The sequence below is a fragment of the Marinobacter piscis genome, assembly GCF_007671655.1.
Lineage (GTDB): Bacteria > Pseudomonadota > Gammaproteobacteria > Pseudomonadales > Oleiphilaceae > Marinobacter > Marinobacter piscensis.
Window position 1 is genome coordinate 318416 of the sequence record NZ_VCGX01000001.1, and the last position, 26158, is coordinate 344573.

A 26158-nucleotide genomic window follows, 5' to 3' on the forward strand; every position below is an offset into this window, starting at 1 on the left:
CTCAGCTATACTGTGGGTTTTTACCAACCAATCTACGAAGTACCCGTATGGCACGAAAAACGAAAGCGGACGCCGAGGCTACCCGGACCTCTATACTGGAGGCGGCAGAGCACGTATTCATGGCCAAGGGCGTGGCCCGGGCCTCTCTTGAGCAGGTTGCCTTTGCTGCAGGCGTAACCCGCGGAGCGATCTACTGGCACTTTCGTAACAAACAGGACATTCTTGATGCCATGCTGGAGCGTGTGCGGGCGCCTCTGTGGGAAATGATAGCCGACGCCAGCCGCGGCGGAAGCAGCCTGAACAACCTGAAGGAGGTATGTATCCTTGCCCTGGAAAAGCTTGCCGAAGACACGCGTTACTTCCGGGTGCATTACATTCTTTTTCACCGCAATGAGTCAGACCAGTCTCTCAACAAACACCGGGAACTTGCAGAAAGCGCGATTACTCATCTGGCCCGTATTATGGCGCTACCCGACAACCGGAAGCGCCTGCGCCCGCACCTCTCGCCGGAGTACGCCGCTTACCTGTTACACACGCAAATGCTGGGGCTTTTCTACGACTGGCTGATAACGCCTGAGCGCTGGGCATTGAGCGATATAGCACGGTTACTGGTGGAAACCACGTTTTGCGGTCTGCTGGCGGAACCTGAATAACCATCTTTCAAGTCCAGAACAGCATGATAGCCGGCACTGCGACAATGGTTACAACGGCCGTCAGTGGCAGCCCCAGGCGCCAGTAATCTCCGAACTCATAGCCGCCAGGCTCCATAACCAATGCGTTCGACTGGTGGCCTATCGGTGTCAGAAAGGCACAGGAAGCACCAACAGCCACCGCCATCAGCACTGCATCAGAAGGTATCTGCAGTTCGCCGGCCAGGCTCAGGGCAATAGGTGCGACAACAATAGCCGCAGCAGCATTGTTGACCACATTGGATAGCAGTACGGTACCTACCAGAATCATTGTCAGCACCGACGCCATTGAAAGACCTTCCCCCAGAACCAGCATCTGTGCGGCGATCAGTCGGGCACCGCCAGTAGATTCCAAAGCCTGCCCCACGGGGATCATTGCCGCCAGCAAGACAATAACGGACCAGTCGATGGCTTTGTAGGCTTCCGCTGCCGACAGAAGCTTTGCCAGCACCATGGCAACCGCACCTGCGACCAGAGCAACGGGTGCCGGAAGCAAGCCGGTCACAATAATCACAATGCTTGCCAGAAAAATGCCCGCAGCCGTGGCTGTATTCCGGGTTGCACCCAGCCTTAACCCACGCTCCGCCAACGGCAGACACCCGAGGTCCGCCAGCCGGGTGCTTAGGGAGTCCTCAAAGCCCTGTACCAGTAGTATATCGCCGGCATTCAACCTGATATCTCCAAGGCGACGCTTAAGCCGGTAGCCAAGGCGTGCTACCGCCACAAGGTTCAGCTGATAACGCTCTCGCAGCTGCAGCCGGTTGGCACTGTGGCCAACCAGTGAGGATTCCGGGGCAATAACCACTTCCACCAGATGCAGTTCACCTTTACTGACGGTGGAAGCAGGCTCATCTTCCTCATCACCCCCCTTCGTTTCCTGGTGCGCCAGCTCCAGATCCGTGTTATCAAGAAATGTCTGCAAGCTTGATGTATCTGCCTCGATGAGCAACAGATCTTCTTCCCGCAAGATTTTATAGATAGAAGGCACCGCCTGCTGCTGCTCATCACGAATCAGCGCCAGGACAACAATATCCGACTCTTCCCCTGCTCCGGCCAACAGGCTGTAGAGGGTTGTGCCGGCGTGATCAGACCCCCTGGGTACACGAAGCTCGGTCAGGTACTCACCAATACTGAACAGTTTCGAGTTATCCGGACTCTCCTGCCGACGCGGTGTGAGGCGCCAGCCGACCAGCGTAATGAAGGCCATACCGGCAAGGGTAATGGCAACGCCAACCGGGGCATAATCAAACAGGCCGAAGGTGCCACCTTCACGGTAGGAAGCAATGATAATGTTAGGCGGCGTACCAATCAGTGTCATGGTGCCTCCCAGCAACGACCCGAAGGCCAAAGGCATCAGCAGCAACGACGGTGAACGCCCCGCCTCCCGGGACATCCAGATAGCGACGGGCATCAGCAGTGCCAGTGCGCCGACGTTATTAATAAACCCGGAACACACGGCAACCACTCCGGTCAGTGTAAAAACCTGCAGTGTCGGGCGGTGTCCGACTCTGCCAAGCAGTTGTGCAATACGGTCAACGACACCGCCATTCACTAGTCCCTGACTGATGACCAGCACGGCCGCTACAGTTATCACGGCCGGATGCCCGAAGCCTGAAAACAACTCTTCTGCGGGCACAAGCCCGGCAATGGCCACCGCCAGTAAAGCCAGCATAGCCACCACATCAAAACGCAGGCGATTCCACACAAACATAACAAGTGTGGTTCCTAACACCCCAAACACTAAGCCCTGATCGAGATTCATGGGCAATGTCCCCGGCCACTGTCAATAATTTATACAGTTCTGTCTCACAAAGGGTACGCGTAATTCGCAACCAGCTGTATCGACCAGTTTATACGTTTTATGGCACATAACCTGCACTGTTTCGTGCAGGCGCATGACCACCCTAGCGTTTCAAAAACTTCTCCAGTCGTCACGTTGTGGAGATTTGCCATGATAGAAAAGCGTCCGCTTGTCTGGCTGTCAGCGGCAAACAGCGACTCCCGCGTGCGCAGAGAGATGGAAGCCCGCTGGAAGCTGATCAACTTCTGTATTGAAGCGCCCTCCCCCCTGACAGCCGCCGTGCCGGAGGGCGTCAGAATTGGTGTGCTGGAGCTTCCGGAAGCATCCGGACAGGAGTGGCTGTGGCCGGAAAGCTGTCTGGAATCACTGGGCGTGACTTACTGGGTTGCTATCGCCCCGCAGCGCCCCACCAAAGGAACGGAGCTGGCAAAGTTTATTGTTCGCCACTGCTCTGACTTCCATACTGTCCCTGTGGACTGCGGTCGCCTGAATACGGTGTTAGGCCACTTGTGGGGGATGGCAGCGATTATTGATGCGGTACAGCCTTACCTCCACGACTATCAGCATGTCGCATTGCAAGGAAACTCCCGGCCCATACGCCATGTACGCAGTCTCCTGCGCCGCTTTTCCGAAACCCTGGAGCCGGTTCTGATCACTGGCGAGGGCGGCACAGGGAAAGACGCTGCTGCCCGGTTTGTGCACTCAAATTCCCCCCGGGCCAGTGGCCCGATGATTACTGTAAATTGCGCAGCATTGCCTGCGTCCCTCACACAAAGTGAACTTTTCGGGTACGAGAAAGGCGCATTTACCAGCGCTCAGAGCAGACAGCAGGGCCGCCTTGAACAGGCAAACGGCGGATCACTCGTGCTTTCAGGCATTAACGAACTTCAGTTGCAGCAACAGTCTGCCATCCTGAGGTTTCTTCAGGAAGGGGAAGTGGAACGGGTTGGAGGTCACGCCAGGATTGTGGTTGACGGCCGTATTATAGCCACTTCCAGTGAGTCCCTCCCGGACCTGATTGCCTGCGGACGTTTTCGTAGTGACGTGTATTTCCGTCTGGGCACTCTAGAGGTCAGACTTCCTGCGCTTAAAGAGCGACACGAAGACATACCCTGGCTTGCGCAATCACTGCTCAAAATCTGCTCTTCGGAAACCGGGCACAAAAAGCTCAGCAAAAAAGCCATTCAGAGCCTGGTCAGCCACTCCTGGCCGGGCAACTTCCAGGAACTGCAAAATCGCCTGCGACAAGCTGCGTTACTCAGTGATCGCTCCATCCTGGAACCCGAAGATCTCGGGCTGAGCCTGCCCGGAGCAGGCACCAACGAAACCACCAGCCTGAGTCTGAAAGAATTTCGCGACCATGCGGACCGACAGGCGCTGCACAGCAGCCTCCGGCTGGCCAATAACAACATGTCTGAAGCCGCACGGCTCTTGCAAATATCAAGGGCTTCCCTGTACCGGCTGATGGAAAAACACACCGCGCACGCCACTGACCACAGCCATAAAAAACAGATTAAAAGGGAAATTTAATATGAAAACAAAGCCGCATCTGTCCTTAGCCATAAGCCTTTGCCTATTGTCTGCAGCAGCCTCAGCCAACCCGGACCAGAAGCCAGTCAATGCAGTCTCTCCCCAATCCAGTCAGCCCGAAGACAAGGCGGCGGAAATTGCTTCGATCACTGCAGACCGGGGCATCGTCACCCGGCCCGGGCGCTTCACCATTGAGCCTTCGTTGTCGTATGCCCACAGCACCTCAACACTTGTGGCTATTGAAGGCTACACTGTTATTCCGGCGCTTGTGATCGGCCTGATCAATATCTCCGAGGTGCAACGGGACACGCTGGTCGGTGCAGTGTCGTTGAAGTACGGTTTGACCAGCCGCTGGGAAACCGCTCTGCGGGTGCCCTATCTGAGCATCAGCGAGGATGTCAGGGAACGCGATGTGTTTTCCGGAACACCTGTAGACAACCTGCGTGAGTCCTCCGGCGATGGCCTGGGGGACATTGAGCTGTCCACCCGTTATCAGCTTAACGATGGGCTAGACGGCTGGCCTTACATCATCGGCTTGTTCCGGGTAAAAGGACCAACCGGCAAAAGCCCCTATGATGTGGACCAGACAACATTGTACTCCGATGATGGCACGCCCATCGGAATCACACTGAAAGAGCGCCCCACCGGCTCGGGTTTCTGGTCCTTCGAGCCCGGTTTTTCATTTATTTATCCGTCAGATCCTGCTGTTCTGTTCGGAAACCTAAGCTATGTGTGGACCCTTAAGGAAGAGAAGGGGTTTTCCAATGGCGGTACCGTCGATCCGGGTGATGTTATTCGTGCCGGATTCGGAATGGGGTTTGCCTTCAACCAGCGCACCTCATTCAGCCTGGGGTATGACCATTCAGTGATCGGAGAAACCTCGTTTGAGCACGGCAACAACCAGTTTGACGCTACATTTGACCGTATTCATGTGGGGTCATTATCGTTTGGGCTGGCCCACAGGCTGACCAATAGCACAACGCTGAACCTGTCTGTCAGTGTAGGTGTTACTGAAAACGCACCTAACAGCGAAATCACCCTGAAACTGCCGTTCAGTCTGTAAATACCAACAGCACACGGACGAGAGGAAGTTACCGCAATAGTCCTGGCCTTAACGGCCCGGCAGCGATAACAGAGAATCCTGAACACTCCGGGGCACACGCCAGGTCTGCCCCAGGTTGTTCAGCTCAATGTTCAGCTGCTGCATGTTCTGGATTACGGCGCCGTCCACATTATTCTGGATCAGTGTCATCCAGCTGCCATTGTTGAGTACGCCACTGGTGATCAGCGCTCCATCACCGGCGCCACTGATATTGTCCAGAACCGGCATGTTTTCAAGGGCGTGAGCATAGCTGTTTACATCGCCGATATCGGGTATCCGCCAGCTATTGATCACCTGCAGGTCACCGTTCACCGATACCCGCTGCTCAAGGCCAATCGCAATTTCAAAGCGATCCAGCATAAAGCCACCCCGTTTCTGGGCCAGCTCATCATCGGTCAGGGCCGCACTCCAGTCGGCGGCGCTGACGGCGGCTGCTGACAGACTCAGGCTCAGCGCCAGCAGCAGCCTTATTTGCTTACTGTTAAAAAATACGCCCATTATCATAAGGCTCACCACTCGGTCATCGATGGCCAGTGCGGCAACGTATGCCCCAGTGGCGGTGCGTCCTGCAGGTGGTCCAGCGGCGCAGTTGCGATTGATGGCCAGTCGCCATCGGTAATAAAGCCACTACGCCCCTGACGCATGTGGCTCCGTATTACAAACGCCGTGCCATCCCAGTATTGTTCAAACTCCACCCGGGAATACACCTTCAACCCTCGCGCGGGGTCACCCACCAGAACCTCGTCCCTGGATATTCCTTTAATCAGCACAAAGTGCCGGTAGCCATCCACAGTCACCAGTGCAATCACGGGTAACCGAACTTGCTGACGCAACCCGCCCAGCGGCAAGCGGAAACCATCGGCCTGATAACCCTCACTAGCCAGATAACGCTTCATGTCCAGCATAGAGAAGCCTTCACGCTGCACTTTCTCCGGATCCGCCAGGGCGAACATATTACGGAACACATCCGCTTCAGAGACTTCAAACTGATAGTGAAAGGTCAGTAACGATGCAATCGCTGCAGAGCCACAGCTGAAATCATACTGTTGACGGAACACAGAGCTGAACTTCCGGGCCTGAAAACTTTCAACAGACACCTCCAGTCCGCCACTGAAACCGGGAATAGAGACACGTCCTGCATCAGCTGCAGGGCTGATTACCAGCAGCAGAGCCGCTAACATTGTGGTGCCTTTGCCACCGGCCATAACCGCCTCCCCGTTAACGGTTAATAAGAACGTTGATCTGGGTTGTATCCTGAATAACCACCTGGTTACCCGAATTCTGAATCACTGTCGCTACGCCACTCATGTTCTGGAAAGCGCCGCCATCAATCAGGTTGTTTCCGGTTACGACCTGCCCTGACAGCACGTTATCACTGACATTGGCTCCCTGATTGCTATTATTCATCTGGATTTGCAGCGGAAGCCCCTGACGGCCGCTGGCTTCATTAAGCTGTTGCTCTGATAAAGTCGACTGTTGCAACCAGGCTTCACTGGTGCCCGCAGTGTCACTGTCCGCCGTTGCTACGCCCGCAAACAAAACCAAGCCCGCCACGGATGCGCAGAAGCGGGCTATAAAGCTACGTCTGATTAGGTAAAAGTTGCTGTCCATTCCACCGTACCTCCCAGGCCTGGGCGGGCTGCCAGTATACTGGCAGCCCGCTCCTTCACTTACTGTGTGCCACCGCCGCCAGCGGTCAGATTAGACATCACACTGACATTAGCCTGGGTAACACTGCCAGTCCCGACGTTTTGAGCAAAAGCGCCCACACCGGTGAAGTTGGCAGAGCCGTCCCCAATCGAGTTGCTGGAACGAATATCGGTATACGATTTACGTCCATTGGTGTCGCCATAGCTCACTGATACGTCACTGACATTACCGTCAAGGTCAGCGCTGTTCAGGAACATATCTGTCGACATGGTGAATGTGTTGCTGCTGTTATCGTTATAAGAATCAGCCAAGCTGTTATCCGACTGATCATTATACGAGTCGCTTACACTATTATCCGACTGGTTATTGTTCGAATCATTAGTGCTGTTATTGGCCTGGCTGTTGCCAGAGTCCGTCATGCTGTTATCCGTCTGAGAGTTACCGGAATCGTTGGTGCTGTTGTTCGCCTGGTTATTGCCAGAATCAGCGATGCTATTATCGGTCTGGCTGTTACCGGAATCCGTCAAGCTGTTATCCGCCTGAGAGTTACCGGAATCGTTGGTGCTATTATTGGCCTGGTTGTTACCAGAGTCGTTGATGCTGTTATCGGCCTGGCTATTGCCAGAGTCCGTCAAGCTGTTATCTGTCTGAGAGTTACCGGAATCGTTGGTGCTGTTGTTGGCCTGGTTGTTAGCAGAATCGGTCAGGCTGTTGTCAGCCTGTGAGTTACCCGAATCGTTAGTGCTATTATTAGCCTGATTGTTACCAGAGTCGTTGATGCTGTTATCAGCCTGGCTGTTGCCTGAGTCCGTCAAGCTGTTATCCGTCTGAGAATTACCGGAATCATTGGTGCTGTTGTTGGCCTGGTTGTTGCCAGAGTCGGTGTTGCTCGTGGAGTTATCATTGCCGGAGTGAACGTTTCCGGAAGCGTCGGTATTAGCGCTGGAGCCACCGGCCGCGTTGGTGTTCGGATCACCGTCGCCACCCTGCGAGCTTCCTGCCGGTGTCTGAGCCCATGCGGCGCCGGAGATACCGAGACCCAGAGCCACAGCCATTGCTAGCAAATTCTTTTTAGCATTCATGATGTATTTCCTTATTTGTCGTTGGCATACCAAGGACCTGCACCTGATTTATTGGTTGTACCTTTTCTTCAGGGGCAGCCCCACACCTCGAACATTGCGATTCCCGTGCCAGCCTGCACGAGCTAATCGCAACCCTTTGTTATTTGGGGATTTTTATCGTGTCATCAGAAAGGGTCAGGAAAATCATCTGGCTATAGCTGTGTCAGAACTGCAACAGTGCTTTTAAGGAAAACGAGAGGCCGCGGGTATCTTTCATGTGTTTTCAAGGAGATAGCTCTGAACCCGGGTGTAAAAATACAAAGCTGTCTCATATATCAGAGTTGCCCAAAAAAAAGGCCTCGCCAATGGCGAGGCCTTTCTGACTCACAGGCAGGCGCCCGTGATTAACTGTTGAACCGTTCGATCAGAACTGGTTCATGGTGTTATCCGCACCACCGGCTTTCAGTGCCGCGTCCCCGGCGAAGAATTCCTTGTGGTCGTCGCCGATGTTGGAACCAGCCATATCCTGGTGCTTAACAGTCGCGATACCCTCACGGATTTCCTTACGCTGAACACCTGCAACGTAGGCCAGCATGCCTTCGTCACCGAAGTAGCCTTTAGCCAGGTTGTCAGTAGACAGTGCCGCTGTGTGGTAGGTCGGCAGTGTGATCAGGTGATGGAACACACCCGCTTCACGGGCTGCGTCACGCTGGAAGTTTGCAGTCCACTCGTCTGCCACTTTTGCCAACTCGCTGCTGTCATACTCTTCGCTCATCAGCTGCTCACGATTGTAGGCAGAGACGTCTTTGCCTTCTTCCTTCCACGCATCGAATACCTGCTGACGGAAGTTCAGGGTCCAGTTGAACGACGGGCTGTTGTTGTAAACCAGCTTGGCATCGGGAACAACTTCCTTGATGCGGTTTACCATGCCGGCGATCTGGCCAACGTGGGGCTTCTCAGTCTCGATCCACAGCATGTCAGCGCCGTTCTGCAAAGAGGTGATGCAGTCCAGAACAACACGGTCTTCACCAGTGCCTTCTTTAAACTGGAACAGACCAGACGCCAGACGCTTTGGCTTCAGCAGCTTGCCGTCAGACTTGATCACAACGTCACCGTTGTTGATCTGAGAGGCGTCGTCGATGTACTCGCCATCGATAAAGCTGTTGTACTGATCACCCAGGTCACCTGGCTCGTCAGTTACTGCGATTTGCTTGGTCAGGCCAGCACCCAGGGAGTCAGTACGTGCAACGATAACACCGTCGTCTACACCCAGTTCAATGAATGCCATACGCACGGCGTTGATCTTGGACAGGAAGTCGGCATGGGGAACCGTTACCTTGCCATCCTGGTGACCACACTGCTTTTCGTCAGATACCTGGTTCTCGATCTGGATAGCACAGGCACCTGCTTCGATCATCTTCTTGGCCAGCAGATACGTGGCTTCGTCGTTACCAAAACCGGCGTCGATGTCGGCAATGATCGGCACAACGTGGGTTTCGTGATTGTCGATCTGCTTGATCAGTTCGGCAGCCTTGGCTTCGTCGCCGGCGTTTTCAGCAGCTTCCAGGTCACGGAACAGATGGTTCAGTTCCCAGGCGTCCGCCTGGCGCAGGAAGGTGTACAGCTCTTCAATCAGGCCAGGTACAGCTGTCTTTTCGTGCATGGACTGGTCCGGCAGAGGCCCGAACTCAGAACGCATAGCTGCAACCATCCAGCCGGACAGGTACAGGTAACGACGCTTGGTGCTGTTGAAGTGTTTCTTGATAGAAATCATCTTCTGCTGGCCAATAAAACCATGCCAGCAACCCAGGGACTGGGTGTACTGAGACGTGTCTTTATCGTAGTTTGCCATGTCTTCGCGCATGATTTTCGCGGTGTACTTGGCAATGTCCAGACCCGTCTTGAATTTGTTCTGGGCCCGCATGCGTGCTGCATGCTTGGGATTGATCGCATTCCAGGTCGGGTTTTGCTTCAGCAGGGAGCTGATCTGATCAATGTCTTGAGCGTAGGGCATGATCTCTATCCTTTCTACGTAGGTGTTCAAAAGGTTCGGGGATACTGCGGCCAGGCAGCACCCGAAGTCAGCATCCTGCACAACCTGGGCAGGCGCTAACCTTGGCGTTACTGTATTACTTTCGATTTTATAATTAAAATTTATATTGTGTATCTTCGGCATTTTCTGCATGAATGCCAGTATTTTTAACCCTTCCTTCAAATCAGTCAAACCGAAAGAAAGCAATGCGACCTTCAGGTTAATGCTAAAACAACAATCCGATCCCCAACCTGAAGCCCCAGGTGCTGCTTTCGTTCCGGTAGCAGCTGCAGGTGTTTTCCGCGCTCATCTGCCGTTATCCGGAACACGCCCAACGCTACTTCACCACTGGCCGCTACAACTTTCTCCAGCCGCTGGAAATCGGCACTGGCAGGCAAACAGTAGGCTTGTGCATCGCGGAACTGGATTTCGGCACCGCCCGCGGTGAACAGCTCATCCAGAACGACCGGCAATTCTCTGCGAAGGGCCACTTGCGCCAGAACATGGCTGAGCACCATCGGACTGATCAGCATTTCACTGTTATGCCCAAACAGCAGGTTACGGTTAGCGGGGTCGCCCAGTTCCATGATCACTTGTGGCCGCCGCGGCGATTCCATCAGTATATCTTCCAGTTGCAGATACCCCACCATGGCCCGGGCGTCAGCTTCTTCATCGGAGCCAATACGGTCACTGCTTAACAGCATAACGGTGTCGTAACTGGCCGGATCCAGCTTCCTGAGGTCTTCGTCCACCATGTAGTCGGCCTGCAGCATTCGGCCGTTAAGTCTTTCCAGGCTCACGCCATACCCGGCAATCTCACGCTCCCGCTCCTCCAGTGATATGGCTGACACCATATCCAGCTCAAAATTGCGGGACCCATAACTGCCAAACTCAACCAGCAGGCCAGGTACCCGGTGACTCCAGCCCAGCACCAGCACCCGATGGGCTTTATGCATCCTGGACGCTGCAGCCTCCGGATTCCCGCGACGGACCTCTGTCAATGATTCTGCTTTCGGATCAGCTTCTGTGTGCAGGTAATCTCCGGCAAGCAAAACCACACGATCGTCCAGAGCAATAACGGTATCAGATGGGGCTGGCATATTGACTCTCCAGCCACTACCCGGAGCGGGGTGAAGCAAGCCCAGCACAATTGCTCTGGGCAAGCGGGCCGCAAATTCGGCAAGAGTCAGACCCTCGGCCACGTCCCCTCCACGCACAAAGAGCTCGTTACCCTCACCTGTTGCCAGTAATTCGTTATACACCTCAGACAGTCCCGGATGCAGCACATTCTGCACCATCAATCGACTGATTGTGGCGTTACCGGCAATAACCTCAACACTCCCCGGATAAGCGCGCTCAACGACCGGAAGCTTGCGGACATCCTGAATTTCCGCCACCACATACGGAAGGGGCGTACGGTAGTACCTTGCCTGCGCCGCGATCGACAGCAAGGCTTTCACGGTTTCCACATCAGAGCTGATCAGGCTGTCGGCTTCGTATGCCGCACCGGGCACGATAACCGCGGCAGCATCAAGACACGCGACCCGATGCAGGGCATCAGGCTGAATGGCTGATCCCGAACGCAGTATGATCTGACGCGCGCGCCGACCAATACCAGGAGCACTGCGCAGCTCATGAACCTGCTCTGCAGAGGCCTCTTCTGACAGAACGACCAGGTTCAGCTTTTGTGCATCGTGTTTTTTCAGGAACCGTCGCATGCGGCCGGACGACCTCAGTAACTCTGAGAGCAATGGCAGCGTCTGGCTGGTCCAGCCAAGCACAACCACATGCTTTTTTAGCGTAACCGGTGTCAGGCCGCGCTCAAGGTCTGTCATTTTGGCGATCAGCCAGCGGGTAAGAATGGCCACCAGAGTGCCCATAAATACCACATAACCACTGATGGTCAGCAATGTTGAAACAAAGCGCCGCCAGGTGCCTGCATCGTCACCCAGATAGCCGGGATCTGTCAGACGCAGGAAAGCCCACCACACGGCGGCACCCGGATCATCGAGCTCACCGCCCTGGGGAACCACAAGAAGGCCACCCACCAACGATATCAGGCCAATAAAAATGCCAACCACCAGCAACTGGAAGCCAGCGCCTTTTACCAGCTGTCGCTCGACAACAAACTTGACCCGGTCGACAATTCGAAACGGCAGTCTGACGATGTTTTTCATCCGCCTGACCGGCCGGGATCAGCAGGCGCAGAACTGTGCTGATCTGTGAATGACAGAGGCAGTGTCAGAGCCTCACGCAGCGACGTTGTAAACTGCAGAACACCCTTGACCGGACCCAGACCGCCTCGGGCGAGTGTTCGCCGGGGCTGGGACTGCAGGTCGGCAATCACAATTCGGGAGCCGTTTTCCTGGCAGGTAGCAAGCAGCTTGTTAAGGGCTGAAAGGCCGCCCGCATCCAGCACAGTAACGCCATCCATATACAGAATGAACCCTTCAACGTTACGGGACATTTCCGCCAACTCTCCGAAAATCCGGTCGGCCGCTGCAAAAAACAAAGGCCCGTTGATCTTGAAAACCCGCCAGCCTTCGGGAATGTTCGCCTGTTTGAGCCGTTGGCCTTTGGTGATGTCGGTGACCTTGGTCATCTCGGCCACCTCACGCATAAACAGAACGGCGGCCAGGAGAACACCGGTGGTAATGGCGATAACCATATCCAGGGCTACCGTCAGAGAAAAGCAGGTAAGAAAAACCAGAACATCGCTACGGGGCGCCGTTTTCAGCAAATGCACCCCTTTGGGCGCCTCGCTCATATTCCAGGCCACCATAATCAGCAAAGCGGCCATAGCCGGCATCGGCAAGTAAGCCAGTACGCCTGCCAGTGATACCAACGCCAGCAGTACTACAACCGCATGAACCATAGCCGCCACAGGCGACTCAGCCCCGGCACGATAGTTGGCAGCCGACCGGGCAATGGCGGCGGTAGCCGTAATACCTCCGAAAAACGGTACGATAATATTGCCAAGCCCCTGTCCCATCAGCTCACTGTTGGCGCTATGGCGCTTTCCGGTCATACCATCGAGCACGACAGCACACAACAGGGACTCAATCGCCCCAAGCATGGCAATAGCAAACGCAGAGGGCAAAAGCTCGCGGACCATGGTCCAGGATATTCCAAGGGCCTCGCCATCGGCACCGGCCTGCTGCCACGGCCAGACGAACTCCGGTAAAAATGGGGGAATACCGGCCCCGGTGCCCCCTCCGGGTAACAGATAGCTGAACCTCGAGCCAATTGTATCTATCGCAGCGCCATTGGCGTTGAGCCACAGCGCCAGCAGACTGCCTATTACTACAGCAGGAAGATGCGGCGGAACCGGAGTTTTCAGGCGCGGCCACAACAGCATGACGGCAAGGGTCACCAGTGCCACAAGCGCACTCATCGTATCCAGTGCCGGGAAACTCTGTGCCAGCACCGCCAGCTTGTCCCAGTAATGTTCCGGCATTGACTCTACCGACAGGCCAAAAAAGTCTTTTACCTGCAGGGTCGCGATCACAACGGCGATGCCGCTGGTAAATCCGAGCGTGACCGATTCCGGAATGTATTCAATAAAACGACCCAGCCGCATCACCGCCATTATTACCAGCAGGACGCCGGACATTAATGTCGCCAGCAACAGGCCACCAAGGCCATAGTTCTGGGCAACGGGATACAGAATAACAACAAAAGCCGCCGTGGGGCCGGACACACTGAAGCGGCTACCGCCCGTGAGGGCAATGATAAAACCGGCAATAAACGCCGTATACAGACCATACTGAGGCGCCACGCCGCTTGCGATCGCCAGTGCCATGGCCAGGGGTATGGCAATAATGCCTACCGTAACACCCGCCATGACATCGCGCATAAAGCGGCGGCTGTTATAGGGTTCGTCAACGCAGGCTTCCCGGAAAGCGTGGGCCAGCCGGAGTGAAAAAAGATGGGCGCGATGGGGCATACTGTCCTCGTGTCTGAGAATGTGTACAGGTACCGAGGCCCTACATCATATATAATTTTGCCATGAAAAAGTTATTCATCGTTACATTCGCTCTGCTGATCGTTGCTTTAAGCGGTTGCTCAGGCCTGGCCGGAATTCGGCCCCAGGAACCGGCCGAGCGCCCGCAAACCCTGTATCAGGCACAGGTGATCGATCCGGCAAACGGCACCAGGCTAAGCATTGACGCACTTGCCCGAAAACTGTCCGGGGTCCAAGTGGTTGTGGTGGGCGAATACCATGGGCATCCGGCTGCACACCTGCTGCAATCACAAGTACAGGCAGCGCTTTATCGCCAGAACCCTTTACAGGTGTTGTCCATGGAACAGTTCAATCTGGACACCCAGAATGCTGTTAATGCTTATCTGAACAACACGACCGGGGAAGCGGAACTGATAGAAGATGCTGATGCCTGGGACAATTATCGCGCCTCTTACCGCCCTCTGGTGGAGTTTGCCCGCCTGCATAACCTGCCGGTAATCGCAGCCAATGCACCCGCACACATTGTGCGCTGTGTGGGCCGGACCGGCCCGGACTACCTGAGTGGTCTCCCTGCCAAAGCCCTGGCAGAGTTGCCCGGGAACCCGTTTATGGATACGCCGGGTTACCGTAAGAAGTTTGATGCGGCATTAGCCGGTGGTCACAGCACAACAGAGGCGCGCATGGACAATACCTACAAGGCCCAGCTGCTTCGCGATAACACCATGGCAAGTCGCATTCTTCAGGCGCTTGAAGCTTACCCTGGCCACCAGATAGTGCATACCACGGGCACGTTCCACAGCCAGGCGCATCTTGGAACCGTTGCTTTGCTCCATAAGCGGGCCCCCGAGGTTTCAGTTGCAGTCATTTCACCGGTAGTATGGCCACCAGAAGCAGACAAGCCACCACTGGCTGGAAACCGTAACAAAGGCGATTTTCTTTTCTTTGTGCAGCCTTTGCCGGAGGAGTACCTCAGCGAGGAGCGCAGAAAGAAAGCCATGACAGCCAGGTTCCGGCAGTCTGCAAAAGATACCTGTCAGGAAGATTCACGATGAAAATTATTGTTGCTCTTATACTGAGTATCAGTGCCATTGTTTCAGCCTCACTCATCAGTGACGGGCTTACCGACCTGCGCACTGGCGACCGTTACGTCACCGTAAAAGGGGTTGCAGAACGGGAAGTAAGTGCAGATCTGGCCCTGTGGCCAATCCGTTTTGTCGCAACCGGAGGCAGCCTCAGCGAAGCACAGGATCAGGCGCGTGACAGTCGCAATGCCATTATCGCATTCCTGAAGCTGCAGGCCATCAGTGATGACTCAGTAGAGCTGCAACGCCTGGATGTTACCGATACCCGGGCGAACCCGTACCAGGACAACAGCGAACAGAAATTCATTATCAATCAGACGCTGATGGTACGCAGCACAGACATCGAAAAAATACGCCAGGCAGCACAGGGCGTCAGTGAATTGGTGGACTCCGGAGTCATCCTGTCGTCCGATTACAGTTCCGGAAGTCCGACCTACTTGTTTAACAGACTGAATGAGATTAAACCCGAAATGATTGCCGAGGCCACGGCCTCTGCCCGGGAAGCGGCCAGCCAGTTTGCAAAGGATGCCAAAACCGAGCTTGGTGACCTGCGTCGGGCTAACCAGGGCGTTTTCCAGATACTGGCCCGGGACCAGGCTCCGGGTGTTTCCCAGCAACAGCAGCCGAATAAAAAGGTTCGTGTCGTTTCAACGGTTGAGTATTACTTACGCTAATCTCTCCGGCACCGGCCTTCTGTTATAGCGAATATCTTTGCCTATTGCGTCCGGACCATTTCGTCGGTTACCTGGTAATCACCCGCCAGCCAGCGCATGATTTCGCTGGCTGCCGGGTGATCATAGGCATCGTAGGTGTGTAGCAGACTTTGCCGCTTTTCCTCGCTGATGCGCCCCAGACCCGCATCCTGAAGCACCAGAAGGTCGGTATGCAGCTGTTCTGCCAACTCCCGACCGAGCACTTTTCGTGCTGCGTGCCGAAACGCCTGTCCGTACTGGTATTCCTGCCCCTGCCGGTAGGACTCTGCCAGCGTCAGAGCCGGAATCGTCGTCAACACAGGCTGTAACGCCGGATTGATACCATGGCCGCCCAGGTACGCAGCATTGGCTGCCGGCCGGCCGGTAAAAGCCCGCAAATGCAGGTGCCGGGACATACGATCCCCGTCATTCACCGGATAGTTATCCCAGAGCACGGGTTTGCGGCCCAGCCTGTCAGTCACATGTTTGAGGTGTCCGGGCGAAACCTCTCTGGAGCAGACCTCTTCACCTGTCCAGAATACCTGAATGCCGGGGTCGAGAAGGCGCCCAAGTGTTTCCAGGTAGGCCGCTGGCCGCTCACCGAACACCCGGTCCAGTACCGGATCGTCAGAATAGTAACTGGGGCACAGGGAAAGGTAGCGAGCCCGGGTATGCTCGCGGATCCAGTGCATGATATCCACCTGGGTTTGCGCCAGTGCCGGTGTGTCCGCCCGCATATCATCAAACAGGATGGCCAGCTCATCAATGCCGATCTGATCAAGCTGCTCAAGCCGGGCCGCAAGTGCAGCACGGGCAGCATCATCAAAGCAGTTAAAAACCTCGAACGGGCTTAACCCTACGCCGAACCTCAGCCCCTGTTCCCGGCAAAAGCGACCAAACTTCGCCAGTTCCTCAGCCTCCTCTGGCGGATGCGGCTCCTGCCAGCGCCGACGCAGAAAGGCATCCGCCTTGGGCGCATAAAGATAGAAACCGTAACCATGCGGTGCCAGTGCACCCACCAGTTGCTGACGCTCCTGCCAGCTCCACACAGGCCCATAGAAGCCTTCGATAATCCCCAGTGTTGTGCTCATTGTTCCTGTCCTGTCGTCAGCCGTGTATTACCACATGGTAAACCTGTGGTAAGCGAATGGTATATCACATCTGTATTGTTGGGTGCCCGGGCAGGCTACGATACACAAAACTCAGACGGGAGCTGTCATGACCCCTTCACAATCCAGATTGGGCAGTCTTGATGCATTACGCGGCCTCGCAGCTCTGGGAGTCGTGCTTTTTCATTACCTGCCCTACTACGACACGCTCTTTGGCCATTCACTGACATTGCCGCAACTGCTGACCGACGCCTTATCGTTTGGCCGCTACGGAGTACACCTGTTTTTCATTCTCAGTGGCTTTGTCATTTTCATGACGCTTGAGCGCACGCGTAACGCAGCCTGGTTTGGTATGGCCCGAGGGGTACGACTGCTTCCGGCACTCTGGGCCGGCATAGCACTGACCTTTATCTCGGTGCACTTTCTCGGTCCGGAAAGCCGTGCGGTCAGCCTTGACACCGCCCTGCTCAACACGACCTTGTTGCATGAGTATCTGGGTGCCGAGCACGTTGACGGCGCATACTGGAGCCTGGTGATAGAGGCCACGTTCTACGCCTGGATGGCACTGCTGTTCTACACTCTGCGCGACTGGCAAAAGCTGCGTCTGGCATTCTGGGTCTGGATGCTGATCAGTTATGCCGGAGTAACAGGATGGCAACGGATACCCGACAGCCTGGAGTTTCTGGTCAAGGATCTGATGTTTGTAAAATATGCTCCGCTGTTCATGGGTGGCATGCTGATTTATCGTATTTATCGCTATGGCCGCCCGCCGGTGGCCGATGCGGCCCTCCTGGTCATGGCGGTCAGCCATGGCTTGCTGGCCTACAACGCCCCTTACAACCTGTTTGTCCTGGGCTGTTTCGCGGTATTTTCCCTGGCGGTGGCCGGCTGGCTGAACTGGCTTGCCAACCCGCCCCTGCTCTGGCTCGGCAGTCTTTCCTACAGCCTGTACCTGGTGCATCAGAATATTGGCTATGGCGTGATTACCTGGGCTTACAACATCGGGCTGCCGGGCTGGATCGGCGTTGCTCTCGCACTTGGTGTGGCGCTGGCTCTCGCCTCTTTGATCCACTACAACATTGAACAACCCGCATTGCGACGGTTCCGGGCCTGGCGCAAACGTGCGGAAACGCATCAAACAGTGGGAGCACCCGCAAAGATTTTTGACTAGACTGAAGTGTGATTACTCAGTTACAGAACAGATACCAGACTGATGGAGTTTGGCTATGGAAATAAAAACCTTCGGAGACCTGATTGGCTGGACGCGCCAGCTGCACGCCCATCTGGCAAAATGCCTGAATGAGTCCGCCCAGAAGCAAACCAATGAGCGCAACAGCGCTTTGCTGGATTATGTTGCGGGCTACGAGTCACAGCTGGCAGAAACCGTGGCTGAATTTGAAAAACAGGCGGACCCCAAGGTCCTGCAAACCCGCCTGTACGACTATGCGGAACATCAACCCTTTACCCCTGGTCTGGCCTGTGATGCCCGGTTTGACACGTTCAGCTTTGACGAGATTAGCCGGGAAGTGTTCGCCTTCCATGATCAGATAATGGATCTGTACGAGTCACTGACGGGCAAAGCCGAGATCGAGGGCGCAAAAACCCTTCTGGAGGACCTGCTGGCACTTGAGCAACACGAAGCCAAGCAACTGTCCAGCCAGATTGGCAGGATGAGCGATATCTGACGTATCACATCTAAACACCACGGCCGCACTCGCGTAAGATACCACTTTTAAATGGGGCCGGGGTCGCTCTGATGCGACCCCGGCCTTGTTGTTTGCAGCTATGAAATACCCCTCTGGCGGAGGATTGTGAATGCAGTGGATTATAAAGCTGGATAAGGCTCTTGCGCGTCTGTCTTCTCTGTGTGGCTGGGTTGCCTGTCTTGCAATGCTGCTGATGGTCGCTAACGTATTTTACGACGTTATTGCCCGTTATGCGTTCAGTGAGGTGTCCATCGGACTTCAGGAAATGGAGTGGCACCTGTTTGCGGTGGTGTTCCTCCTCGGCATTCCTTACGCGCTGCGTACCGATGGCCACGTTCGTGTTGATGTATTTTACGCGCAATGGAGCAACAAAACCCGAGCCTGGGTCAATCTCACCGGCGCCCTTCTCTTTGTTATTCCTTTTGCCTGGCTGATTGGCATTTACGGCTATGATTTTACCCTGGACTCCTACACCCTGGGTGAAGGCAGTGGCGACCCGGGCGGGTTGCCCCACCGCTGGGTGATCAAATCCCTCATCCCCTTCACCGCCCTGTTTATTGCGCTTGCAGGCCTCAACATGGCCACCTATGCCCTGCGCGTGATCTCTGGTGAAAAGCAGTATGACGAAGAAAGCAATGGGGAGGGCCTGGCATGATTGGTATCATCATGTTTGCCACGGCGTTGCTCATGCTCATGGCAGGTTTCCCGGTTGCCTTCACCTTTGGCGGGCTGGCGCTGTTCTTCGGAGTATTTGCCGAAGGCATGGATTTGTTCGCGTTCATGCCTTACCGGATTATGAGCGTTATGCAGAACACCGTTCTGATGGCGGTTCCCCTGTTCATTTTCATGGGTGTCATTCTGCAGAGAACCCGCCTTGCCGAGCAGCTTCTGACCTCGATGGGGCGCTTGTTCGGCGGCCTGCCTGGTGGCCTGGCTATCTCCACTATTCTGGTTGGCGCCCTGCTCGCGGCGTCCACCGGCGTTGTAGGGGCCAGTGTTGTTGCCATGGGGCTGATTTCACTGCCTGTTATGCTTGCCCATAAATACGACCGGCGACTGGCAACCGGAACCATCTGTGCCGCGGGCACTCTGGGGCAGATTGTGCCTCCCTCCATCATTCTGATCATTCTGGGAGATGTCCTGGGCTTGCCGGTGGGCGATCTGTTCAAGGCTGCCGTCGGCCCGGGTGTGGTGCTTATCGGCGTCTATATTGCTTATATATTGATCATGACCCGGTTCAAGCCGGAAACGGCACCAGCCATGCTACAGGACACCGGTGTTTCCCGTAAGCGGGAAGTTCTGAACGCCCTGCTGGCCATCATTCCGCCGCTCGCCTTGATTGTGGTTGTGCTGGGCTCCATTTTTACCGGGATTGCAACGCCAACAGAATCGTCCGCCCTGGGCGGCGTCGGCGCCATTGTGCTGGCTATTATTTATCGCCAGTTTTCGTTTCAGATGATCTGGGAGTCTTCAAAGGATACGGTCAGAGTAACGGCCATGGTCTTCGCTATTCTCATTGGCGCAACGGCGTTTTCCATGGTGTTCAGTTATACGGGCGGCGATTATCTGCTGGAAGACTGGATGTTGCAGCTGCCTGGTGAGAAATGGGGGTTCATCATTCTGGCCATGGCGGTCATTATGGTGCTGGGGCTGTTCATCGATTTTGTGGAAATTTCCTTCATCATCGTGCCGATTCTGGCGCCAGTGGCTGAAGCCATGGGCATCAATATGATCTGGTTTGCCATTCTTATTGCCATGAACCTGCAGACCAGCTTCCTGACACCGCCTTTCGGCTTCGCCCTGTTTTACCTGAAAGGCGTTGCGCCACCACAGGTGCAGACGACTGATATCTACAAGGGGGTCCTGCCGTTCATTCTTTTGCAGGTCTTGGTACTGGCAATGATTGTCATTTTCCCGGAGCTGTTCGGAATGAGCTCCTCCTACTGAAAAGCCGGGTCATTCGACCCGGCTTTTACCAACTCTGCAACTGATCAGCGTGTCGCTGGCTCAGTGGCCAAGATAGCTGCGATACATCCAGACGGTTTTTTCCTGCTCCGAGATATAATCGCTCATCAGTGCCGCGGTACCCTCGTCGTCAGCTTCACCGGCCAGGCTTAGCAGTTCTCTTTGCTTGCCAATCAGCTTGGCAAAGCTATCAACCACATGTTCCATGGCAGTTTTGCCATCGGTAACGTCTTTCTGCTCAGGGATTTCAGAGCGCTCGATATAGGTGCTGTATGCGTGGGAGGGGCGATGCCCAAGCGTGAGCACACGCTCTGCAATCTCATCAATCTTGAGCAGAAGATCGTCATACAGCTCTTCAAACTTCACGTGAAGCTCAAAGAAGTTTTCACCTTTGATGTTCCAGTGATAACCGCGCACGTTCATATAAAAGATCTGGTAGTTGGACAGCAGATCGTTCAGTGAATCTGACAGCTTTACCGTTTTTTCTTTATCCAGTCCGATAAAATTCTTACTCATTCTTAGCCTCCTTTGTGGCATTGGAATAGTAGTGGGGCCAGTGTAGTCCAGACCGCGGATTACCGTGAAGTTTAGTTACCCAATCCCTGCCATAGTGTTGGTTAATTTTCCCCGGAGTTACACGCCTGGACCACAGTCGGTGCAGTCTCCCTCTGGTTCCGGGCCAATATTCAGATTCCGGTTCAGGTCTCTAAGGGCCGTTCGTACCCCCTCTTCTATAACCGGGTGGTAAAATGGCATCTCCAGCATCTCACTGACGGTCAGCCTGCGTTGTACCGACCACGCCAGCAGGTGCGCAATGTGCTCGGCCGCCGGGCCAAACATTTCTGCGCCCATAAACAGACCACTGCCATACTCGCCGTACACACGCAGCAAACCGCTATTTTTTCCAAGAACCCGGCTCCGCCCCTGATTTTCAAAGGAAACCTCGCCGACGGCAAAGCAGCCATTGCACTGTTCATTTACCTCATTAATGGTGAGCCCTACTGTCGCTATCTGGGGGTCGGTAAATACCACCGCAAGGGGGGCACTTCGCCGGCCGGCCTTTACGTCGGGGTAAGCAGCTGCGTTATCACCGGCAATGCGCCCTTCATCGGCGGCTTCGTGCAACAACGGCAAGTCGTTATTGGCATCGCCGGCAATAAATACAGGGCTCTGACCGCAGCGCAGCGTATGCGGATTGAACACCGGCATGGCATTATCATCCAGTTCAATATCCGCATTCTGTATATCCAGGCCGTCAACGTTTGGCCGGCGCCCTGTCGCTGCAAGCAGATACTCAAACGTTTCGGTTTTTTCCCCGGCGTCGCCGTCAATAAACGTGACAGCAACACCACCGTCAACCCGCTCAACCCGTGTCACTTCGCCATCCGGGTCGAGAGGAAACTCCTCGTTGAAGCGCTTGAGGGCGTACTCCCGGATCGTGTCATCCTGAATCGGCCCAACCGCACCGCCTACTCCGAACATTCTTACCCGTACACCCAGGCGGCTGAGCGCCTGACCAAGCTCCAGACCGATGACACCTGGCCCGAACACCACGACAGATTCCGGCAGGTCCTGCCACTCAAAAATATCATCGTTCACAACCAGCCGATCTTTTGCTTCTTTCAGAAAACCGGGAATGTTGGGACGAGAACCGGTTGCAATAATGATCCGTTGCGCCTGGATTTCTGTGTCCTCGCCCACAATCAGGCTGTCAGGTCCAGTAAAGCGGGCATGCCCCCTGATGCGGTGCGCTTCGGGAAAACCTTCCACGGAGCGGACCACCGATGCCACAAACCGGTCACGCTCGGAGCGTACCCGCTCCATGACCCGCCGGCCATCAACCGTTATATCGCCGGCACTGACACCAAACTGGTCTGCCTGCGCCATCTGATACGCATTATCCGCTGCGGCAATCAGCAGCTTGCTGGGCATACACCCCACCCGGGCACAGGTTGTGCCATACTGATCACCCTCGATCAGGACGACTTTGTCCGTCACCTTTCGCACCCGGCTGTGGGCCACCATACCTGCTGTTCCGGCGCCAATAATAGCTACATCAACCTGCTGTTTATCCATAAAAGAATCTCCAGACCAAAATGCCCGCCATCGATACGGGTGAAACCATCAGGTGTCCCCCTGTATAATAAGCCCTTTTCGTACCCCGGATGCAATGAGACAACTGCGTATGCATAACTACTGGCCGGAATTTTTCACTGTCGCCCTGGTGCACTTGCTGGCAGTCGCCAGCCCCGGACCCGACTTTGCGGTGATGATCCGGCAGGCACTGTGTCAGAGCCGGAGAAACGCGTTACTGACAGCAACCGGCATTGGCGCGGGCATTCTGGTGCACGTAAGTTACTCATTGCTGGGCATTGGCCTGATTATTCAGCAGTCCCTGCTTCTGTTCACCTTGCTCAAAATTGCCGGGGCTCTGTACCTCACCTGGATTGCCATACACTGCCTGCGAGCGAAGGCCGGGGGCGTCTATGTGGAAACCGGAGCTCCGGCGCCTCAGTCCGGCGTTGCCGCTATACGTCTGGGTTTTTTCACTAATGCTTTGAACCCCAAGGCAACCCTGTTCTTTGTTTCGCTGTTCTCGGTGGTGATCAGCCCCGGCACGCCGGTCGTGGTGCAGGCCAGTTATGGTGCCTACATGGCACTGGCAACCGGGCTCTGGTTTACCCTGGTCGCGGTGTTTTTTACATTGCCGGCCGTTCGCAAACGTTTCAACCGCTTTGGCCACTGGCTGGACCGGCTTATGGGTGGCACTCTGCTACTGCTTGCGGGCAAGCTTTTACTTTCTACAGTGAACGAAGCAGCGCCTCAGTCTGGCTCCAGCCCAGGCACGGGTCTGTAATAGAACAGCCGTACCGCAAATCATCTCCGTCGTCCTGCCGGCCCGCTTCCAGGAAGCTCTCCAGCATCAATCCACGAATACATGAACTCCCCGCCCGCTTCTGACGTATAACCTCACGGGCAATGTCAACCTGTCTCTCTGCCTGCTTGCGGGCATTGTCGTGACTGCAATCCACCATGATGGCACCGTTATGTCCGGCTTCAGACACGCTTTGTGCTGCCTGTTGAATGCTGGCTTCATCGTAGTTGGTAAGCCCCCGGCCGCCTCTTAGCACAAGGTGGGTATCCGGATTGCCCCGGGTACTGACCATGACCGGGGCGCCATTACCCGAGACGCCCAGATGGTGATGTGGGTGCGCCCCCGACTTCATGGCATTGATCGCAACACTCACCCCGCCGTCGGTACCGTTCTTGAACCCGACCGGCATCGGCAGCCCGCTGACCATTTCACGGTGAATCTGGGACTCGGTCGTCCGGGCGCCAATAGCTGTCCAGCTGACCAGATCCCCCAGGTAATCCATGGCGAACGGACTCAGGGCCTCGGTGGCCAGTGGCAACCCCATTTCAGCCAGATTCAGAAGCAGGCGGCGTGAACGCAGCAAGCCTTCATTCAGATCACCGGCGCCGGTACGCTCCGGGTCATACAGCAGGCCCTTCCAGCCAACAGTGGTCCGTGGCTTTTCCAGATACGCGCGCATAACCACCAGAAACCGGTCACTGACTGCATCCGCCAGTGCTTTCAGTTTTTCACCGTATTCCAGAGCAGCCACTTCATCGTGGATCGAGCAGGGGCCAACCACAATCAACGTGCGATCGTCCTCACCGTGCAGAATATTACGGACGGCCTGCCTGTGTGCACTCACCTGCCGGATAAGAGATTCCCCGGCGGGCAAGCGCTGCCGCAGCTCCGTCGGGGCCGGCAGTGCGGTTTCCTGCCGGCATGTTACGGCGGCACTCAGTGCCTGGCTCTCTTCGGCTGTATTCAAAGACGTACTCATATCTGTATTCCTGTTTCTCTGCGTCAGAATCAAAAAAGCCCCGGCTGGGCTACCAGTCGGGGCTTTCTGAGTCCGACGGCAGCCTGGTTTTCGCCGGGCTGCCATCCTCGATGTTCGTTTTTTGAAGATGTTATAGGCGGCCCTGGCTCTGGCTAAAGTAAAAGCCATAACCAAACCACCAAAAAAACACAGCAGACACTGCCGCCACCGACTGCTGGCCGGAAGCCTTAAGAACATTCAATTGACAGACTGCTTGTGTAGTATCCATGCTTATCAATATATACCCCGGCTTTTCAGTTTGGCAACCCATACGCCCGATTTTTCACCAACGATCCGGGTATTCTTGCGATAACAGGAACCAAAAATGAGACTGAATCCACGACACCCGGTCGTCCTGCCCTGCGTTTTTATTCTACTGTTCATTATTTCCAGTACCAGCTTTGCACAGGCCAAGTCGCGGGCGTTTCAGCTCGACAACCGCCCGGGGGCAGACGTTGCCGAGCAGATTCGGGCGCTTTATCAGAACGAGCCTGTCTCCATGACCGCCCGGGGACAACAGCTGGTGGTTCGGGGCGAGCCGCTACTACTGGATGAAATCGGTACTCTGATTGAAACCCTGGATGTTGCCCCGGTTCAGCTCCGGATCACGGTGCGGTCGGCCCGGAATGTTGGTGGCAAGCGCTCCGGTGGTGGCGTTACCGCATCAGGAAAGGGGGCGGACGTAACCATCAAACGACGTGTTACCACAACAAACAATGCCATGGAGCGCAGCCTGAGAGTCATGGATGGTCAGTCAGCTCATATCACGTCGGGCCAGGTGCGTACCCTGCCATTCGCCCTGCAGGGTGGCCGCAACCCGGCCGCCATTTTTGAACGGATCGAAACCCGCAGCGGGTTTGTGGTCAGTCCACAGGTCATTTCAGACCATGCTGTAGAGCTCAGCATCATGTCCTTTGAAGCCGATCCGGCCGAGCTGGAAGGGTATGAGACCCAGGCTATGGTGACTATCCGTCGGGTTGAACCAGGTCAGTGGGTGCCTCTGGGCAGCACCTCAACCCAGTCTGCCCGGGAACAGTCCGAAATTACCTACAGGGTTGAAAGCAGTCGCTCAGACAACCGGAGTTTTGAAGTCAAGGTGGATATTATCCGTTAGGCCCGGCTGCGTAACAGCACACTTTTGGCCTCGTTGATCTTCGCCGCCAGATAATCACTGCCACCGCGATCCGGATGCAGCTTCTGTATCAGCCGGCGATGCGCTGTCACAACCTCTTCCCGGGTACAGTCTGCCGTTACATTCAGTATTTCACAGGCTTCCCTTTCCGACATCCCGCTGCCCGGTGCCTGAGTTTGCCGCTCGCCAGCGCCATCGGCAAAGCTTTCACCGGCACCGCCGCCCCCGGATAAAAAGCGATTCAGTGTCGGAACAAGCCGGGCAATTTCCGGAAGCTTACGCAATAACGGAATCAGCCCGGCCACGGCAGCTGTCAGAACGTGCACACGGCCGGTCAAAACCATAAATGCCAGCATGACACCACCCACAATAAAAACCGTTTTCCACGTTACCGCTTTCTTTTTTTCCGCCGACAGCCGGCCCCATTGTTTGAGCACCACAAACAAAGCCGCCGCCAGCACAATCCCCAGTATCCACTGCATGATTGACCCTTTGCTGATAGACAACGTTAATTCTGACACCTTGCATCATGATAAAGCCAGTGAGAGTTGTAGAGATTCTGATCGCAAACACCTGTAAACTGGTGACAACTACACCCCAAGTTTTGTAGGATGCTACGTTTGTCGTAGATCAATAATTTCCGCATCCAACAGTCTGATGTTATGCACCGATCCGGCAGGAAAACGCGCCTGACCCGTTTTCCTTTTCCGTTCACCGCAAACCCCGGACCAGATACAGATTCCAGGACCT

Annotated in this window: 24 protein-coding genes; 11 read left to right on the forward strand and 13 right to left on the reverse strand. The window is 55.3% G+C overall.

The features are described from left to right. Positions 1-47 precede the first annotated feature (47 nt). On the forward strand, positions 48-653 hold the full coding sequence (locus tag FFI95_RS01410; protein ID WP_144820562.1) for a TetR family transcriptional regulator: 606 nt from the start codon (positions 48-50) through the stop codon (positions 651-653). A 7-nt stretch (positions 654-660) separates the two neighbouring features. Here FFI95_RS01410 and FFI95_RS01415 read toward each other — a convergent pair whose 3' ends face one another. Next, complete coding sequence (locus tag FFI95_RS01415; protein WP_144820563.1) at positions 661-2451, reverse strand: SLC13 family permease; 1791 nt, start codon at positions 2449-2451, stop codon at positions 661-663. A gap of 189 nt (positions 2452-2640) precedes the next feature. On the opposite strand from FFI95_RS01415, the gene FFI95_RS01420 reads away from it, so the two are divergent. Together FFI95_RS01420 and FFI95_RS01425 are read left to right on the forward strand one after the other, a co-directional pair. After that, positions 2641-4020, forward strand: a complete 1380-nt coding sequence (locus tag FFI95_RS01420) for a sigma-54 dependent transcriptional regulator (RefSeq protein WP_186311949.1) — start codon at positions 2641-2643, stop codon at positions 4018-4020. A 1-nt stretch (position 4021) separates the two neighbouring features. Further along, on the forward strand, positions 4022-5083 hold the full coding sequence (locus FFI95_RS01425; RefSeq protein WP_144820565.1) for a transporter: 1062 nt from the start codon (positions 4022-4024) through the stop codon (positions 5081-5083). Between the two features lie 48 nt (positions 5084-5131). On the opposite strand, the gene FFI95_RS01430 is transcribed toward FFI95_RS01425, so the two are convergent. The 7 genes from FFI95_RS01430 to dauA all read right to left on the reverse strand — a co-directional run bounded on the left by FFI95_RS01430 (position 5132) and on the right by dauA (position 13811). Next, positions 5132-5635, reverse strand: a complete 504-nt coding sequence (locus tag FFI95_RS01430; protein WP_144820566.1) for a hypothetical protein — start codon at positions 5633-5635, stop codon at positions 5132-5134. Next, positions 5632-6327, reverse strand: coding sequence for a C39 family peptidase (locus FFI95_RS01435; protein WP_144820567.1), 696 nt, complete (start codon positions 6325-6327; stop codon positions 5632-5634). The genes FFI95_RS01430 and FFI95_RS01435 overlap by 4 nt, the downstream gene beginning before the upstream one ends. A 13-nt stretch (positions 6328-6340) precedes the next feature. After that, positions 6341-6733 (reverse strand): hypothetical protein, encoded by a 393-nt coding sequence (locus tag FFI95_RS01440; protein WP_246069322.1) that lies wholly within the window; start codon positions 6731-6733, stop codon positions 6341-6343. Positions 6734-6792: 59 nt separating this feature from the next. Further along, positions 6793-7854 carry a dentin sialophosphoprotein gene (locus FFI95_RS01445; RefSeq protein ID WP_144820568.1) on the reverse strand — a complete coding sequence of 354 codons (1062 nt, stop codon included), beginning with the start codon at positions 7852-7854 and terminating at the stop codon, positions 6793-6795. A gap of 403 nt (positions 7855-8257) precedes the next feature. Continuing rightward, on the reverse strand, positions 8258-9847 hold the full coding sequence (locus FFI95_RS01450) for an isocitrate lyase (protein WP_144820569.1): 1590 nt from the start codon (positions 9845-9847) through the stop codon (positions 8258-8260). Positions 9848-10080: 233 nt separating this feature from the next. Next, a complete protein-coding gene (locus FFI95_RS01455; RefSeq protein WP_144820570.1) occupies positions 10081-12042 on the reverse strand; it encodes a CASTOR/POLLUX-related putative ion channel in 1962 nt (653 codons plus the stop codon). Beyond that, positions 12039-13811, reverse strand: a complete 1773-nt coding sequence (gene dauA / locus FFI95_RS01460; RefSeq protein WP_144820571.1) for a C4-dicarboxylic acid transporter DauA — start codon at positions 13809-13811, stop codon at positions 12039-12041. Before dauA ends, FFI95_RS01455 begins: the two co-directional genes overlap by 4 nt. Positions 13812-13873: 62 nt before the next feature. Here dauA and FFI95_RS01465 point away from each other — a divergent pair, with 62 nt between their 5' ends. Continuing rightward, on the forward strand, positions 13874-14881 hold the full coding sequence (locus FFI95_RS01465) for a ChaN family lipoprotein (RefSeq protein ID WP_144820572.1): 1008 nt from the start codon (positions 13874-13876) through the stop codon (positions 14879-14881). Then, positions 14878-15585, forward strand: coding sequence for an SIMPL domain-containing protein (locus FFI95_RS01470; protein WP_144820573.1), 708 nt, complete (start codon positions 14878-14880; stop codon positions 15583-15585). Before FFI95_RS01465 ends, FFI95_RS01470 begins: the two co-directional genes overlap by 4 nt. 41 nt (positions 15586-15626) lie before the next feature. Here FFI95_RS01470 and FFI95_RS01475 read toward each other — a convergent pair whose 3' ends face one another. Next, on the reverse strand, positions 15627-16694 hold the full coding sequence (locus FFI95_RS01475) for a beta-N-acetylglucosaminidase domain-containing protein (protein ID WP_144820574.1): 1068 nt from the start codon (positions 16692-16694) through the stop codon (positions 15627-15629). A 127-nt stretch (positions 16695-16821) separates the two neighbouring features. On the opposite strand from FFI95_RS01475, the gene FFI95_RS01480 reads away from it, so the two are divergent. The 4 genes from FFI95_RS01480 to FFI95_RS01495 all read left to right on the forward strand — a co-directional run bounded on the left by FFI95_RS01480 (position 16822) and on the right by FFI95_RS01495 (position 20365). Next, positions 16822-17883, forward strand: coding sequence for an acyltransferase family protein (locus tag FFI95_RS01480; RefSeq protein ID WP_144820575.1), 1062 nt, complete (start codon positions 16822-16824; stop codon positions 17881-17883). Between the two features lie 55 nt (positions 17884-17938). Next, positions 17939-18397 (forward strand): ATPase, encoded by a 459-nt coding sequence (locus FFI95_RS01485; RefSeq protein ID WP_144820576.1) that lies wholly within the window; start codon positions 17939-17941, stop codon positions 18395-18397. Between the two features lie 130 nt (positions 18398-18527). After that, positions 18528-19073, forward strand: coding sequence for a TRAP transporter small permease subunit (locus tag FFI95_RS01490; RefSeq protein ID WP_144820577.1), 546 nt, complete (start codon positions 18528-18530; stop codon positions 19071-19073). Then, positions 19070-20365 (forward strand): TRAP transporter large permease, encoded by a 1296-nt coding sequence (locus tag FFI95_RS01495; RefSeq protein WP_144820578.1) that lies wholly within the window; start codon positions 19070-19072, stop codon positions 20363-20365. Before FFI95_RS01490 ends, FFI95_RS01495 begins: the two co-directional genes overlap by 4 nt. 60 nt (positions 20366-20425) lie before the next feature. Here FFI95_RS01495 and FFI95_RS01500 read toward each other — a convergent pair whose 3' ends face one another. Further along, complete coding sequence (locus tag FFI95_RS01500) at positions 20426-20899, reverse strand: Dps family protein (RefSeq protein WP_144820579.1); 474 nt, start codon at positions 20897-20899, stop codon at positions 20426-20428. A 117-nt stretch (positions 20900-21016) separates the two neighbouring features. After that, positions 21017-22459, reverse strand: coding sequence for a dihydrolipoyl dehydrogenase (locus tag FFI95_RS01505; protein ID WP_144820580.1), 1443 nt, complete (start codon positions 22457-22459; stop codon positions 21017-21019). Positions 22460-22568: 109 nt separating this feature from the next. Between FFI95_RS01505 and FFI95_RS01510 the strand changes: the two genes are divergently transcribed. Then, positions 22569-23240, forward strand: coding sequence for a LysE family translocator (locus FFI95_RS01510; protein WP_144820581.1), 672 nt, complete (start codon positions 22569-22571; stop codon positions 23238-23240). Here the strand turns inward: FFI95_RS01510 and FFI95_RS01515 are convergent. Then, positions 23185-24237 carry a 3-deoxy-7-phosphoheptulonate synthase gene (locus FFI95_RS01515; protein WP_144820582.1) on the reverse strand — a complete coding sequence of 351 codons (1053 nt, stop codon included), beginning with the start codon at positions 24235-24237 and terminating at the stop codon, positions 23185-23187. The two genes, FFI95_RS01510 and FFI95_RS01515, sit on opposite strands and share 56 nt — an antisense overlap. A 364-nt stretch (positions 24238-24601) precedes the next feature. Here FFI95_RS01515 and FFI95_RS01520 point away from each other — a divergent pair, with 364 nt between their 5' ends. Next, the gene (locus FFI95_RS01520; protein WP_144820583.1) at positions 24602-25390 is read left to right on the forward strand and encodes a secretin; all 789 of its coding nucleotides are present in this window, start codon (positions 24602-24604) and stop codon (positions 25388-25390) included. Here FFI95_RS01520 and FFI95_RS01525 read toward each other — a convergent pair. Continuing rightward, on the reverse strand, positions 25387-25890 hold the full coding sequence (locus tag FFI95_RS01525) for a DnaJ domain-containing protein (protein ID WP_144820584.1): 504 nt from the start codon (positions 25888-25890) through the stop codon (positions 25387-25389). The genes FFI95_RS01520 and FFI95_RS01525 overlap by 4 nt on opposite strands. Between the last annotated feature and the right edge of the window lie 268 nt (positions 25891-26158).

Excerpts from the sequence above, each read along its gene's own strand:
- FFI95_RS01520 (WP_144820583.1), top strand. The coding sequence starts at position 24,602 with ATGAGACTGAATCCACGACACCCGGTCGTCCTGCCCTGCGTTTTTATT.
- FFI95_RS01435 (WP_144820567.1), bottom strand. The coding sequence starts at position 6,327 with ATGGCCGGTGGCAAAGGCACCACAATGTTAGCGGCTCTGCTGCTGGTA.
- FFI95_RS01490 (WP_144820577.1), top strand. The coding sequence starts at position 18,528 with ATGCAGTGGATTATAAAGCTGGATAAGGCTCTTGCGCGTCTGTCTTCT.
- FFI95_RS01455 (WP_144820570.1), bottom strand. The coding sequence starts at position 12,042 with ATGAAAAACATCGTCAGACTGCCGTTTCGAATTGTCGACCGGGTCAAG.
- FFI95_RS01445 (WP_144820568.1), bottom strand. The coding sequence starts at position 7,854 with ATGAATGCTAAAAAGAATTTGCTAGCAATGGCTGTGGCTCTGGGTCTC.
- FFI95_RS01465 (WP_144820572.1), top strand. The coding sequence starts at position 13,874 with ATGAAAAAGTTATTCATCGTTACATTCGCTCTGCTGATCGTTGCTTTA.
- FFI95_RS01505 (WP_144820580.1), bottom strand. The coding sequence starts at position 22,459 with ATGGATAAACAGCAGGTTGATGTAGCTATTATTGGCGCCGGAACAGCA.
- FFI95_RS01470 (WP_144820573.1), top strand. The coding sequence starts at position 14,878 with ATGAAAATTATTGTTGCTCTTATACTGAGTATCAGTGCCATTGTTTCA.
- FFI95_RS01440 (WP_246069322.1), bottom strand. The coding sequence starts at position 6,733 with ATGGACAGCAACTTTTACCTAATCAGACGTAGCTTTATAGCCCGCTTC.
- FFI95_RS01510 (WP_144820581.1), top strand. The coding sequence starts at position 22,569 with ATGCATAACTACTGGCCGGAATTTTTCACTGTCGCCCTGGTGCACTTG.
- FFI95_RS01500 (WP_144820579.1), bottom strand. The coding sequence starts at position 20,899 with ATGAGTAAGAATTTTATCGGACTGGATAAAGAAAAAACGGTAAAGCTG.
- FFI95_RS01475 (WP_144820574.1), bottom strand. The coding sequence starts at position 16,694 with ATGAGCACAACACTGGGGATTATCGAAGGCTTCTATGGGCCTGTGTGG.
- dauA (WP_144820571.1), bottom strand. The coding sequence starts at position 13,811 with ATGCCCCATCGCGCCCATCTTTTTTCACTCCGGCTGGCCCACGCTTTC.
- FFI95_RS01515 (WP_144820582.1), bottom strand. The coding sequence starts at position 24,237 with ATGAGTACGTCTTTGAATACAGCCGAAGAGAGCCAGGCACTGAGTGCC.
- FFI95_RS01425 (WP_144820565.1), top strand. The coding sequence starts at position 4,022 with ATGAAAACAAAGCCGCATCTGTCCTTAGCCATAAGCCTTTGCCTATTG.
- FFI95_RS01415 (WP_144820563.1), bottom strand. The coding sequence starts at position 2,451 with ATGAATCTCGATCAGGGCTTAGTGTTTGGGGTGTTAGGAACCACACTT.
- FFI95_RS01410 (WP_144820562.1), top strand. The coding sequence starts at position 48 with ATGGCACGAAAAACGAAAGCGGACGCCGAGGCTACCCGGACCTCTATA.
- FFI95_RS01495 (WP_144820578.1), top strand. The coding sequence starts at position 19,070 with ATGATTGGTATCATCATGTTTGCCACGGCGTTGCTCATGCTCATGGCA.
- FFI95_RS01480 (WP_144820575.1), top strand. The coding sequence starts at position 16,822 with ATGACCCCTTCACAATCCAGATTGGGCAGTCTTGATGCATTACGCGGC.
- FFI95_RS01485 (WP_144820576.1), top strand. The coding sequence starts at position 17,939 with ATGGAAATAAAAACCTTCGGAGACCTGATTGGCTGGACGCGCCAGCTG.
- FFI95_RS01420 (WP_186311949.1), top strand. The coding sequence starts at position 2,641 with ATGATAGAAAAGCGTCCGCTTGTCTGGCTGTCAGCGGCAAACAGCGAC.
- FFI95_RS01450 (WP_144820569.1), bottom strand. The coding sequence starts at position 9,847 with ATGCCCTACGCTCAAGACATTGATCAGATCAGCTCCCTGCTGAAGCAA.
- FFI95_RS01525 (WP_144820584.1), bottom strand. The coding sequence starts at position 25,890 with ATGCAGTGGATACTGGGGATTGTGCTGGCGGCGGCTTTGTTTGTGGTG.